We start from the raw sequence: 14,038 nt of genomic DNA, 5'->3' as shown, positions 1-14,038 counted from the left end.
TCTTCAGGCTTCTATCTTAGAAACCCTTCGCCGTAGGATCCGGCTTCGGCGTTTCAATGCGAGGCAGCATTTCAGCACGCGTCGCAGCGTTGTAAGCAAACCAGGCTTCAATCATCGAGCCCTGCATCACATCGCCCTTCTGCACACGGTCATACAGATCCATGTTGGAGTGATGCGTGCGCGAGCCGTATTCCAACGGATCCTGCATGAAGCCAATGCCGTTCAGGCCAATCCACGAGAACGAAGTGGAATCCGTACCACCCGGAGCCTTCGTCGCACCAGCGGTCTGTCCCGTCACAGCAATGATGCCCACATCCTTGATCGGCTCAATCCACGAACGGAAGATTGATGCCATCTCGTCCGATCCAAGCGCAGACACAGCACGGAAGCGGCCCGAACCCGAGTCATCGTTGAAGTAGACGTCCAGCTTGTCATACTCTGGCGTCTTCACCATCGTGGTGCGCGGTGCATAGTGCTTCTGCACATACGCCAGCGATCCGTACAGACCTTCTTCTTCGCCACCCCACAGCGCAACACGAACCGTACGCGCCATCGGCTTCTTGATTGTGGCAAGAATACGCATCGCTTCCATTGCAACAGAAGAACCGGTGCCGTTGTCAGTTGCACCTGTGCCACCCTGCCAGCTATCGAAGTGACCGCCAACCATCACAACTTCGTCAGCCTTCGTCGTTCCCGGAATCTCGCCGATCACGTTGAAGCCATTCAGATCATCCTTCTGATAATCCACCTGGATATCGAACGTCAGCTTCGGATGCTCGCCATGCTGTAGCAAACGCACCACGCGGTTGTACTGTTCCGGAGTGATCGCAGCCATCGGCGGACCAACAGGATCATTCGGATTCTGCGAACCACCATACGACGCGAATACCGTGCCACCATCGCCGTTGTATCCCGGTGTGATCGCAACTGCAGCGCCTTCGTCCTTCAGAAACTTGTTGATCTTGTTCCGCAACACCATGCCAGTGGCCGCAGCGGTTGAAGTTGTGGTCGGAGTAATGTCACCGGGACGCGGAGCAGCAGCCCCCGGACGCGCACCACCAAAACCACCAGGACGCGAAACATCATTCGTAATCGTGCGCGCCATCACCTCAGCATCGGTAAGCCGCTTGGCTTCCGCCTCGGTGTGCATCTCCAGTTCCCGCGGATCGAAGATCAGAACAATCTTGCCCTTCAGCTTGCCCTTGTACTTCTCAAAGTCACGCTCGGTATGCAACGGTGCCCACACTGCCTCAGCCGTCACAGGGCCTTCCGTGCCCGGCGTCCACGCCAGCGGGAATCCAATCAACGAAGCATACGCCGGTGTCTCAAGCGCGCCGTAGAACTTCTTGATCTGCCAGCCGTATCCAAACGGTCCCCACGATTCCAGGTGAACATTCTGCAGACCCCATTCCTTCATCTGCTTCATGGCCCACTCTGCAGCAGCGCGATGGTTACTGCTGTTGTTCACACGCGGGCCGTACACCTCGCTCATGTAATACAGGTTCTCCATCACCTGCGAACGCTCAAACGCCTCGCGCTTAATCGCGTTCAACGTGGTCAGATCCACCTTGTCGCCGCCCGCTTCCTGCGCGAACGAACCTTGTCCCATTACCACTGCAGCCGCGCAAGCAACTGCCGCCAGTTTGTTTTTCAAACCAATCACTGTCATCTCCCCTGAAGGTGCAAAAAGCGCATCGATGCCCTGAAAACATCCGGACCCGCTGCATTCTGTCGATAGATACAGAACGAAACGGGCCCGGCCATTGTTTCAGTTAGTCACTGTTTTTAGAAAGTAACTTTGAAGGCAAACTGCACATTGAACGGTTCGCCAAATCCGATACCCGGAGCCGATGCACCGTTACGCGTATTGGTGATCAGGCCGAACGTGCTGCTGCTGATATTGCTTACGCTCGGGCTGGCAAAGTTGTTGAAGTTGAAAATGTTGAATACCTCAGCACGGAACTCCGTGTTGATCTTCTCTGTGATCGGCGTGTGCTTGAACAGAGAGAAGTCAATCGTGCGGAAGTTCGGACCAACATACGCATCACGACGTTCGTTACCGTAAGTACCAACAGGAGCCGCAGTAAATGCTCCAGCATTCTGCATCCAGCGATACTGCCGTCCACTGCTGGTGCTGGTAGACAACTGCAGACCCGTATAAGGATTCACTCCGGCGTTCACATTCGGACGATCCTTCAGCTGGTACGTGCGGCTGTTGTCCGTGCTCACCGTAGGGCTCAACGGCAGACCCGACGAGTACTGGAACGACGCATTCAACTGGAAGCCCTTCGTCACGCGTGGCATCGCATGGAAGAACTGTGGCACCGTATAGAAGACATATCCGTTCAGGTTGTTACGACCATCGAACGTGCTCGGGCCGTAATCCGCCTTCAGGTTATAGCTGTTCATCGGCGTTCCGGTTGCAGAACTAGTATCCATGGACTTGCTCCATGTGTAGTTCAGGTTTCCAGAAAAGCCCTTCCAATCAGCCTGACGTACGCTCACCTGGAGCGCGTTGTAGTTTGATGTGGCAGATCCGCGAAGCTGATTGATGCCCTGCAACGCACCGCCAACGAACGCTGCATTCTCATTCACGAACGAGGTCTGCGTCGCGTAAGGACGAGCGTTGTAGGTTGTCGATCCGCTGGCAAGCGGCTGGTTGAGATCGAAATAAGTAAGCAGATTGCGGCCGAGCGTTCCAACGTAACCAACCGTCATCAGCGTCTTCTTGCTCACCTGCTGCTCAATGTTCAGGTTGAACTCATCCGCATACGGCATGCGGATGCTCGGATCGACACCAACAGCACCAACCGTGGGAGCAGCCGCTCCAACGAATGGATTCACATTTACCTGCCAGCTCACTGCATTGTTGATATAGATAGCAGCTGCATCGGGACCCGCAGGATTGTTCTGCGAATACGCTGCACCGCCATTGCCCGTAGTGCCCGAGGCGAACGCACTCATCGCAACCGTATCGTAGAAGCGCCCGACAAAGCCGCGAATAACAGTGGAGTTGTCTTCACGTGGCGAGTATGCAAAACCGATACGCGGTGCAACCGAAGCGTAGTACTGGTTGTACATCGGCTTGTAGAAGCCTGCCGCATTCGAGCCACTCGCTGGACGGAAGCTGTACGTGTCATCCACCTGCGAATGAATTACGCCTGGAACCGAGTAGCGCACCCCCAGGTTCAACGTCAGCTTCGGATTCACCTTAAAGGTGTCTGCGACCCATGCCTCTTCCGTGTTCATCAACCACACGCGCTGCGCATTACCCTGCAACAGTCGTGCACCGGACGATGCCGTCGGCTGGCCTGCAAGGAAGTCCGCAATGTACGCCAGGTTGTTGCATGCAGAAGCAGTATTGAAGCCAAGGCTTGCCGCATACGTCAGCGAGTTGGCATTGCACGTGGAACCTGTTGCACCCGTACCATTCGTGGCGCGGAACCACGGGCCACGCGTGCCATCAAAATTAAACGTGCCACGCGACGACGAGAAGTAAAGCTGGTTGATATCGCCACGGCGATACTCACCACCAAATACCAACTGGTGACGTCCCAGCGTCCAGTGAAGTGAATCCGTGATGTGACCCGTTACGTCGGTACGTCCTGAAGGCTGCGTCGCGCCGGTGATATCGAAGCTGCTGATGCTGATAGTCGGTGCGCCCTGCGCCACAATCGGATTTGTGATGCCCAGGTTCAAACCAGCCTTCGCCTGTGGGAAGAAGTTCTGATTCGCATCATTGAACGTCTGCAGGAAGTAGTTCACGCCCAACGTCAACTGGTTCAAGATTTTGCTGCTGAAGATGTGGTTGTCCACAACAGAGAAGTTATGGATGTGCATCGGTGCGGTCTGATAGTAGTCCGCATAATACGAACCCGTCGGCGCGGTCTGCTTACCAGTGGTGCCCAGATAGCGCACGCTCAGCGTGTTCTTCTCACCAAAATGCTGGTCCAGCTTGATGATGCCGTTGTATGAGTTGTAATTCGTCGTTCCTTGAGCAAAGTAGTTGCTCGTCGTCGCAGCGCCGCCCTTGGAATTCGCAGGGAATAGCAAGCCATACAGATTCGTGCTGAGCTGGCTCACCCCTGGCGAAGTCGCAAGCCCGCCACGCCACGCATTCATGAACGATGTTGCACCCGAAATCCATGAGTCGGTCAGCACCGTATCCGTCAGAGCAGTGTTGATCTTCGCAATCTGAATTTCACCAGCAACAAAGAAGAACGTCTTGTCCTTCCACACTGGACCACCCAACGTAAATCCGCCCTGGTGATTGCGCAGGAACTGCTTGCGGCTTCCCACAGGGGCCACAGGCGAGATAGCAGCGAAGAACTCGTTGCGGTCGAAGTAGAACACGTCGCCGTGCAGATTGTTCGTACCGGACTTCAACACCATGTTGCTGTTCGCGCCAGCATTACGGCCCTGATCGGCAGCGCCGCCGCTCTGCATGGAGAACTGATCGATCGCTTCAATCGGAATCAGACCACCTGCAACGCTCGCGATACCGCCCTGATTCGAAGCCACAATGCCAAGCCACGCATCTACGTTATCCGCGCCGTCCACCTGGAAGTTGATCGACGCTGTACGCGAACCATTCACCGAGTTCGAGAGTGCAGCCACACCCGGCGAGTAACGCACTAGTCGCGTGAAGTCGCGGCCATTCAACGGCAGTTCCGCAACAGCCTTGTTATCAACCACTGTCACCAGTGCGCTTGATTCCGTATCAGGCGAGACCGTGTTGCCAGCAGCAACGTCCACAATCGTGCTCTCTGCACCAACGCTCAATGGCACATCAATGGTGGCAACCTTCGTCACCTGCACATCAATGTCCGAAACCTTGCGCGTCGCAAAACCAGGAGCACTTACCGTCAACTCATATTTGCCCGGAGCAATTTCCGGAAAGCTATAGTTACCCGCACCGTTTGTCTTGCTCTGAATCGCCGCACCTGTTGCGGGATTTTTCAACTCCACCGAAGCATTCGCAACGATCGCGCCTGTGCTGTCAGTAACCGTACCGCTCACCGTTCCACGAAACGTCTGAGCTCCTGCAACAGCGCTGCCGATGAGAACAGCTGAAGTTGCCAATGCAATGCTGCCACGCCTGCCGAAAGAAAAACGGCTGCTCCTCGAATACATGGTCATCTGAATCTCCCTGAGGTCCTGCAAAGTTCAGCCCAATGGCGTCTGTGCAGCCTGCGCCTGTGGGCAGATACAAGAGAGCGTTTGCGCTGTAAGAAACACAGCACATCGCAGTCCCGGAACGTAATTCCGGTGAAAAAGGTTGAACGATAGGCCCACAGTAATCGTTAACGTCCCGTGACGCAAGAGATAAAGTTAAGTAACTTTCATATTTTTCTTGCACACGGATAGCATTGCACCGCATGTGCGACACAACATCGTGAGACATTCCCAAACCGGAACAGAGCGATAGAAAGAAAAAGCCCGCATGGCTTGGAAGCCATGCGGGCTAGTGTGTTGCGTTACGCCGAAGTTAGAAGATGATCTTTCCGGCGAACTGTACGTTGAACGGAGCACCCGAAGAAATACCGGTCGGAGCGCCCGAGATCTGACCAAACGTATTGCTCGAGACGGATGTCGTCGGCGTATTCGGATTCAGGATGTTGAACAGGTTGAACAGATCCGCACGGAACTGGAACTTGACGTTCTCATAGATCGTCGTGTTCTTCGCCAGTGCTGCGTCGACAACATAGAAACCAGGTCCACGGAAGAAGTCGCGGCCCACGTTACCATGCGATCCATAGGTTGGAACACTAATGACCGAATTTGCTGCGGCAGTGGCCCAATACTGGATGAACTTGCTGCCGTCTGGGTTGGTCTGAATGTTCCGGCTGCCTGTCTTATAGACGCCGCCGTTGTAGTTAACACGGTCCTTGTTGTTCATACCGAGGCCGGTGTTATCGCCGACGGTGATGTTGATGGGGGCCGAAGTGTGAAGCTGAGCGTTAAGCGTCGTCTGCCAACCTGCGGTCAACGGAGCAAGATGCTTCGTGAACTGCGGGGCTTCCCACACAAGATATCCATTCAACGTGTGACGGATATCGAAGGTGGCGTTTCCGTAGTCCAGGCCAAGGTTGTTGGAATCGATCGGGCCGGTGCTGCGGAAGCCCGAACCATTATCCAGCGAATGGCCATAGGTCCAGGAAAGTTGGCTGGTCAGATGGTGCCAGTTGTTCGACTTGATCGTCGCTTGCAACGAGTTGAAGTTCGATGCGCCCCAGCTCGCAACCTCTTGCACGGGGCCGATGGAAGCGTAGTTAGCAACACACTTATTGATGTAGCAAGGACGGCGTGGAATCAGAGCCGTAGCCGAGGTACCTACGCCCGGCGCAGCCTGGTTCGCATCGCGGAGACCATACAGGTGAGTTCCAGTGGAACCGGCATATCCCAGAGTGACAACGGTATTGCGGCTGAGCTGATACTCCGTGCCCAGGTTGAAGGTCTGCGAATAGGCCGTCTTCAGATTCGGATTGATGGAGAACAAACCGTAGTTGGAGGCGCCAGCAGCACTTGCCCAGACATACTGGTTCGTCTGCCATGTACCTACACCCAGAGACACGTTCTGCACACCGCCAAATGGATTGGCCTGCAGACCAGTCGCCGTGCTACCGGTGGCGATGCTGCCGTTGTTACCAAAGCCATTGAACGGCGGCGCGTCGAAGTAGAGGCCATAGCCGCCGCGGATCACCAGCTTGTCCGTAGCCGTGTAGGCGATACCTACGCGCGGAGAGAAGTTGATCTTGCTCGGGCTATAGGTGGAGGGACTTCCAGGAGTACCGACCCTGATCAGGCCGTTCGCATCTGCACCCGAGGCACCGGGACGCCAGATGGATAGAGGACCGGTGGATGAAAGTGCTCCGAAGTAGTCATACCGGACGCCGTAGTTAAGCACCAGCTTGGATGTCGCTTTGAACTGATCCTGCAGGAAGAAAGACAGATCGGTCCTGTACAGATCACGACGCAGGTTGCCCTGCACGAACGATCCCGAGAAATAGCTACCGTTCAGGAAGTCCGCCAGCGCCAGCACTTCGTTGTGTGAGCCGATGTAGCTATAGTCATTGACGCCACCGCAGCTCGCCGTAGCTGTCGCGTTTGGCGTACCGCACACCTGTGCCGTCGTCTTGCTGGAAGACCATCCAGTTACGCCAGCTCCAAGGGTCGTGTTCTGCGAAGCATATCCGTTGAAGGTAAAGTTGCCGCGCACACCGCTCTGATACTGCAGATCGATGTAGCTGCGACGGAACTCACCACCGAAACGGATCTGATGCGCACCCTTCACCCACGTTGCTGCATCGGTGATGTGGCCGGTGTAATCCTTACGTCCGAGAGGCTGCGTGACACCCACGGTGTCAAAGCTGCCCATCGTGATGGACGGAGCACCGAACAGCGCCGGACTCGTCACGCCGGTGTTCAGACCAAGGCCCGGCATGTTGAAGTCGTGACGGAGATCGTTGAATGTCTGGTTGAAGATACCGGTTGCAATGATCACCTGGTTCGACAGGCGATCCGTCGGTGCCCAGTTATCTGACAGCGAGAAGCTCTGCGTGATATCCGGAGCCACCTGGTAATACCAGTAGGTGCTGGTGCTGTTCGCGGGTTCTGCCTGGCGTCCAGTGCCGACAAAGGCCTGCAGACGAATCGTCTGCTTCGGCGACAGGATGTAATTCAGGTTCCCCACAAAGTTATCGCTGTAACCATGCCGCTGGTGGGTCTCGACATAGTTGTTGGTGTTCGCAGCAAGTCCCGCGGCATTACCACCCGCCCACAGGTTCTGAAGCAAATTCACCGACAGCGGATTGACTGAGTTGACACCGTGACGCGCCAGCAACTGCGTAGCCTGCGTCACATAAGCCGCACCGGGCTCCGTCAGCGAGTTGCTGGAGAGCTGAATGCCGTACGCCTGACGCTCATAGTTGGTGAAGAAGAACAGCTTGTCCTTGAAAACCGGTCCGCCAATCGATCCACCAAACTGCTGGTTGCGGGTCTTCGTCTTACGCGCACCGGTCTTGGCGAAGAAGTCATTCGCCGCGAAGAATTCGCTACGACCGTAGAAGTAGGCCGAGCCGTGGAAGCTATTCGTACCGGTCTTCAAGCCCAGTGAAACAAGACCGCCGGCGCTGTGACCGACCTCTGCGTTACCCGATGACTGAATCGAGAACTGGTCGATCGCTTCAATGGGCAGGGTTACACCTGCGATGGGACCAACGCCGCCCTGGTTAGCGGCCGTGCCGCCCTGCCAGATGTCATTGTTGTCCGTACCGTCAATCTGGTAATTGATCTGGTTGCTGCGGGCGCCGTTCAAGGAGCCGTTTGCGTTATAACCAGGAGCCAACGTCAGAAGCGAGGTAAAGCTACGACCATTCAGAGGAATTTCCGAAACGGCCTTGCTTCCAATAACGGCGTTGTTCGCCGACGACAACGTCTGAATCTCAGAGGTAGTATCCGCAGCCACATCGACCACAACCTCCGATGTACCAACAGACATCTTGCCGTTCGCCGGAGTCACCGCACCCGGGTTCACATCGATCTTGTTCAGGGTCAAATCGCCGAAGCCAGGCGCGGAGATCGTCACCGCATAAGTACCCAGCTGTAGATCCTGGAACACATAGGTGCCGGCCTGCGTGCTGTTCGTCGTACGTGTTTCGCCGGTTTCCGTGTTCTTCAGAACAATCTTTGCCTGTGGGATGGCTGCGCCCGAAGCGTCTACAACCGTGCCGCCAATACCGCCGCGGTACGTCTGTGCGCCTGCTGTAACGCTGCCTACCAATACTGCTGACGCGAATAGCGCCAGGTGTGACCTCTTAGTGAACATACTCATGGTGCTCTTTTCTCCTGCTGCCTGGGGGTCGTACCGAACCTACGGGGCTGCAATGAGATACACGTATCCCAATGCGGTCCCAAAACCTCCTGTAACGCTGACTGCCAGCGATGCGGGGGCGGTTAGGAACGACAGAACATCTGAATTGACAAGGTAGCTATCACCCTATTCAAGGAACGTTCACAATGCAACTGTTCATTTTGAAAAAAGTCATCATTTCTGGTGGCTTGCACTGAATACGTTGCAAATCGTTCCGTAGAAGGCACAATTCGTTCACAAAACGAACCAATTCAGTTAAGAAACAGAACTACGCAAAAAGACAAAAAGAGGGAAGCGCCGAAGCGCCTCCCTCTTGAATACTGTCCGTTTTGGAACAGTTGTTAGAACACCAGCTTCGCACCAAGCTGCAGGATGCGCTTGTCACGATAGCCCGTGATGTTGCCTGCCGTGGCGCTGTAACCGCTCGCCGTGATCAGGCCACTGGTGCTGATGGTGTCGGGGTTGGTGTGGTTGAAGATGTTGAACGCTTCGCCGCGAAGCTGCAGGTTCACTTCCTGCCAGATGCGAATGTTCCGGAACACACCCGGATCAACACGCCACCATCCCGGTCCGTTCACACCGTTACGCTGCGAGTTGCCGCCGCGATACTGGCCCAGCGGAACTGCCTGGTAAGCGTTGATGTTGAACCAGTGCTGCCGTGTGTGGATCGGCCCGCTCGTCGCGCTTGCTACGTTCGGATTCGCCACCTGGTCCGGACGTCCGCTCGCAGCGCTGGACGAAACGATCACGCCCACGCCCGCCGGATCAAGACCACTGGTGGTCACACCCAGCGGCAGGCCGCTGTTGAAGTAACCCAGCGCCGAAACCTCCCATCCTCCCAGCAGATGGCCCACAAAGCCCTTCTGGTCATAGAAGAACGGCAGTGCATACACCGCGTTGAAGTTGAAGATGTGCGTACGATCCGCAGCGCTGCGGCCATATTCCAGGTCCGTGCGCGACGAAATCTGCGGTGCGCCGGTACGGTCAGCATTCGCATTCGTCAGCGCGCGCGACCACGTATAGTTCACGCTCACCAGCGAATCGTGCTTCCACGACTTGCGTCCGCCAATCTGCAGCGAGTTGTAGTTACCGTCGAAGATGGGCTGGACGCTGTTGATCACGCCATAGCCGCGATACGGACGAATCTGGTTAATCTTGTTAATCGTCGTCGTATTGATCGTGTAATAACCACCGCTCGGCGTACCCACGGTGGGTGTAGCAAACGCACCCGGTGCAGGCTGGTTAATGTCCACCAGACCAATCAGGTGAACCTGGTGGCTACCCACGTAGCTGACGTCCGTCGTCACACCCCAGCCCAGCGACTGCTGCACACCCAGCGAGAACTGCTGGTTGTACGGCGTGCGGAACTTCGGCGATGTTGCACGCAACACCGGCGCCGCATAGCTCACATTCGCTGACACAGCCGCAGGATTATCGAAGCTCGTGTTCGAAATCGTGGGCGTCTGCACATAGGGAATGTTCTGGAAGATGTTCTGTTCGTAGATACCGAACAGCGACGAATCATACGCAATGCCGTAACCACCACGCACGCTCGTCTTGCCATTGCCAAACACGTCATAGGCAAAGCCCAGGCGTGGAGCAAAGTTCAGGTTGTCGCTCTTGCCCACCTTGTTTCCATAAGGAGACGTAGCTGCCTGGCTTGAACCGCTGTTGATGCTGATACCGTTCAACCGGTTCGCATTCGGATTCGGCGTCGCTCCCGTACATGGTGCACCCACTACGCACAGGTTGCCGGCGTTCGTCGTATCAATCGTCGGAGCATTCGCCGCCACATACAGCGAAGGATCAAACGTCGTCAACTGATGGTTCGCATCGATCGGCTGCGCAAACTTCGAGTAACGAATACCCAGGTTGACCGTCAGGCGCGGCGTCGCCTTCCAGTCATCCTGGAAGTAGCCTTCCCACTGGTTCACCTTGATGTCCGGCGTCACGTCATAGCTGGCCTGCGAGAACGTCGTGACAAAGCCCGTCAGGAAGTTCGCCCAGCTCTGTCGATACGATTGCTGCCCCGTCGGCACACCCGCATCGGTAAACGCAAACGAACCCGCATTTGCGCTGGCGTTGTTTTCCTTCTTCTCATAGTGGTTGTAGTTCGCACCAAAGCGCAGCGTGTGCGCTCCCAGCGTCTTCGTCACGTTCAGGAAGATGTTGTGATTGCGGCTGTAATCGCGATACGGACCATACGTTGCCAGGCCAGTTCCACCCGTGAACGTCAGGCCCGGAACACGCGCCAATGACGACTGGTAAGGAAGCTTAACCAACGCCGCCACATCCGGCGATGCCGAGTTCCGCATCGATCCAATCGGATCGCTCAGCAGCGCGCCCTGCGAGAACGCATAGCCACCATCCATCAGCCACGTCGGCGAGATCACCCACGTTGCATGACCCAGATAGATACGGCCAGGTGCATTCGTCGCCGTCGTGCCAACACCCGGATATCCCGAGCCCTGGAACAGGCCGCCCGGCTCTACCGTGGGAATGCTGTCATTGATGATGCGGAAGAACACCTGCACCTTATCGCCAAAGCTCTGATCAACGCGGCCAATCTGCTGGTTCGCATTGAAGATGTTCTGCAGTGGCGGCGTCACTAGCGTTCCCGAAGCATCAGGCGCAGGCACACCGGCGTAAATGTCCTTCACATACGCCTGCGCCAGCGGGCTGAAATTCGTCACACGCGTGTTCTGCGTCGTGCAGGTTCCAGTCGGACTCACAGCCACGCAGACAGGTGCAGCAAACGTTCCGCCACGCTCAGCAATCGTTGGCACACCGGTCAATGTCACCGGCTTGTACGTGATCACACGGCGAATCTCTTGCGAGAAGAACAGGTATGTCTTGTGCTTGCGGCCGTCATACACCTTCGGAATGAACAGCGGTCCGCCAATGGTGTAACCAAAGTCGTTGTAACGCAGCTTGCTGCGTGCGCTCGTCGTCTTCGACGCACCCGCAGGCGTCGTCGTCAACTTGTTCAATACATCGTTCGCATTGAACACATCGTTGCGAACAAACTCGTACGCGCTGCCGTGCAGGCTGTTCGTGCCGCTCTTGGTCACCACGTTGATCTGACCGCTCGCGCTGCGTCCAAACTCTGCGGAGTACTGTCCACGCAACGTCTTGAACTCGGCAATCGCATCCACCGAGGGATAGGTCAGCAACGTGAAGTTCGATCCGCGGTCCACGTTATCCGCACCATCCACAGTCCACGCATTGCCACTGGTACGCGCGCCGTTCACGCTGAAGTTCACAACGTTCGTCGCGCCATTCGGGCTGCTGTTGCCAATGTAGATCTGGTCGCCACCGGAATAGGAAACACCGGGCTGCAATCCAACAAGCTGCTCATAGTTACGCGTTCCCAGAACCAGTTCGCGCACCTGCGTGCCGTTAATCAAACCGGCCTGCGTCGCATTCTCCAGGTTGATGGACTGCTGTTCGCTGGTCACGGTCACAGCTTCATTGCCGCCGCCTGCCTTCAGATCACCGTTGATCGTCAGCGAATCGTTCACGTGCACCACAACGCCGGTGACGGTCTGCGTGCCAAAGTTCGGAGCAGCAATCTCAACCGTGTAGTTGCCCAGGGGAAGGGAACGGGCGCTGTAGGTTCCGGAACCGCCAGTGTTCAACGTACGAACCACCAGGTTGCGATCCGTGTTGGTCAGTTTCACCGTGGCATTGGGAATAACGGCGCCGCTGGCATCACGCACGGTACCGGAAATGGAGCCACTCACGTCCTGCGCGACAAGTGTGGCGGAAAGTGCGAGCGGCGCAATCAGGGCTAAGCCCCAACAGGCGCTCTGCGTCCTGCGATTCATCATGGGTACTGCCTCCAGAAGTGTTACTGCTAAGGGGACCGTCAAACGCTGCTGAGACCATCGGGATTTCCGTGGACCAGTCGGCGCAAGTGGGGGGCCGGCTATCTTCCTTGCATATCGGGGGAAGGTAAGACGCCAGCGGGGCCGTTATGTGAACATCCCGTGAACAGAAACGGGATAGCAAAAAGCGTAGTCCTTCACCATCTTTGGTGCAACGCCCAAATCGGACATTTTGTGCCCTGAAAGGAACCGCATAAAACGCGCCCTAAATCCACGGAACTGGCGCACCGCTTTCGACAGAGTCAAAACCACATTGGCAACAGGGTGATATATCAAAGCCTGATTACGCGCGCGGCGAGTTCTCCGAACCGTCGTTCCCAGCAAGCCAAACATCCATCGCAGGACGCGGCAGCGTGATTCCGTTCGCCTCGAACATCCGCTTGATTGCCACGTACAACTCCGAAGTCAGAACGTCGAAGTCCTCCGGATGCGTCTTCGTCCACAGCCGCGCCTGAAAGTTCATCGTGTCCGGCTTCATCTCCGTCAGAATCACTGACGGCTCAGGACGCTCAAGCGCCGCCGGGTGAGCAGCAATCGTCTTCATCACTTCCGAGAGAACAATCTCTGCATCCACTCCATAAGAGACAGTCAGTGGCAACACCAACCGGAATGTCGTATGCCTTCCGCTGTAGTTGATGAACTTGCTGTTCGAAAGCTCTGTGTTGGGAATCACCACAGTCGTATTGTTCGGCGTGCGTATCTGCGAACTCGTCGCGCCAAGCCGCTCGATGAAGCCCTGCTGATCGCCAAACTGAACAAAGTCTCCCAGCCGCAACTGGCCCTCGAACAATATGGACAGCCCCGAAACAAGATTGCCAACGTACCGCTGCACACCCAGACCAACGGCAACGCCAATCGTTCCGCCTACCAGCACAAACGTGTGCAGGTTAATGTGCTCCACGTGAATGCCCAGCAGGCACCCGATCACAAAGATCGTGATCGTCAGCAGTCGCGACAGAACATAGATGCGGTGGTTATCAAAGCGAGGATCAGACTGCAGCAGCCCTTTCAGAATCCAGCGAGCCACCCGCGTGAAGCGGCTCAGCACAAAGAAGAACACCGCAACCTTGATCACAAACAACAAACGAACAGGGCTGTTCCCAACGCTGAAAAGCTCTGTCGCCAGGACTCCCTGCAAACTGCCGCCCCACCGATAAACGAAATCAGGCAGGTGATGGCCTTCCAGAACGAGTCGCGCCGCAACAAGGCATGCCGTGACACCCACAGCAAGCAAAAGCAGCCTTCCCGATCCCTTTAAACGCACGCGGAAATCCTTGTG

General features: G+C 56.1%; 5 protein-coding genes. All 5 read right to left on the bottom strand.

Features of this window, described 5'->3' with window-relative positions:
• Positions 1–16 precede the first annotated feature (16 nt).
• The 5 genes from BLT38_RS17935 to BLT38_RS17915 all read right to left on the bottom strand — a co-directional run bounded on the left by BLT38_RS17935 (position 17) and on the right by BLT38_RS17915 (position 14,023).
• The gene (locus BLT38_RS17935; protein ID WP_083346410.1) at positions 17–1,669 is read right to left on the bottom strand and encodes a M28 family peptidase; all 1,653 of its coding nucleotides are present in this window, start codon (positions 1,667–1,669) and stop codon (positions 17–19) included.
• Between the two features lie 116 nt (positions 1,670–1,785).
• Positions 1,786–5,082 (bottom strand): carboxypeptidase-like regulatory domain-containing protein, encoded by a 3,297-nt coding sequence (locus tag BLT38_RS17930; RefSeq protein WP_231966601.1) that lies wholly within the window; start codon positions 5,080–5,082, stop codon positions 1,786–1,788.
• A gap of 406 nt (positions 5,083–5,488) precedes the next feature.
• The gene (locus BLT38_RS17925) at positions 5,489–8,833 is read right to left on the bottom strand and encodes a TonB-dependent receptor (RefSeq protein ID WP_083346408.1); all 3,345 of its coding nucleotides are present in this window, start codon (positions 8,831–8,833) and stop codon (positions 5,489–5,491) included.
• Positions 8,834–9,213: 380 nt separating this feature from the next.
• A complete protein-coding gene (locus BLT38_RS17920; RefSeq protein ID WP_083346407.1) occupies positions 9,214–12,702 on the bottom strand; it encodes a TonB-dependent receptor in 3,489 nt (1,162 codons plus the stop codon).
• 340 nt (positions 12,703–13,042) lie between these two features.
• Complete coding sequence (locus tag BLT38_RS17915) at positions 13,043–14,023, bottom strand: mechanosensitive ion channel family protein (protein ID WP_172838337.1); 981 nt, start codon at positions 14,021–14,023, stop codon at positions 13,043–13,045.
• Positions 14,024–14,038: the final 15 nt, after the last annotated feature.

This window comes from Terriglobus roseus, assembly GCF_900102185.1.
GTDB classification, from domain to species: domain Bacteria; phylum Acidobacteriota; class Terriglobia; order Terriglobales; family Acidobacteriaceae; genus Terriglobus; species Terriglobus roseus_A.
This window is presented reverse-complemented; position numbering and strand designations above follow the sequence as displayed.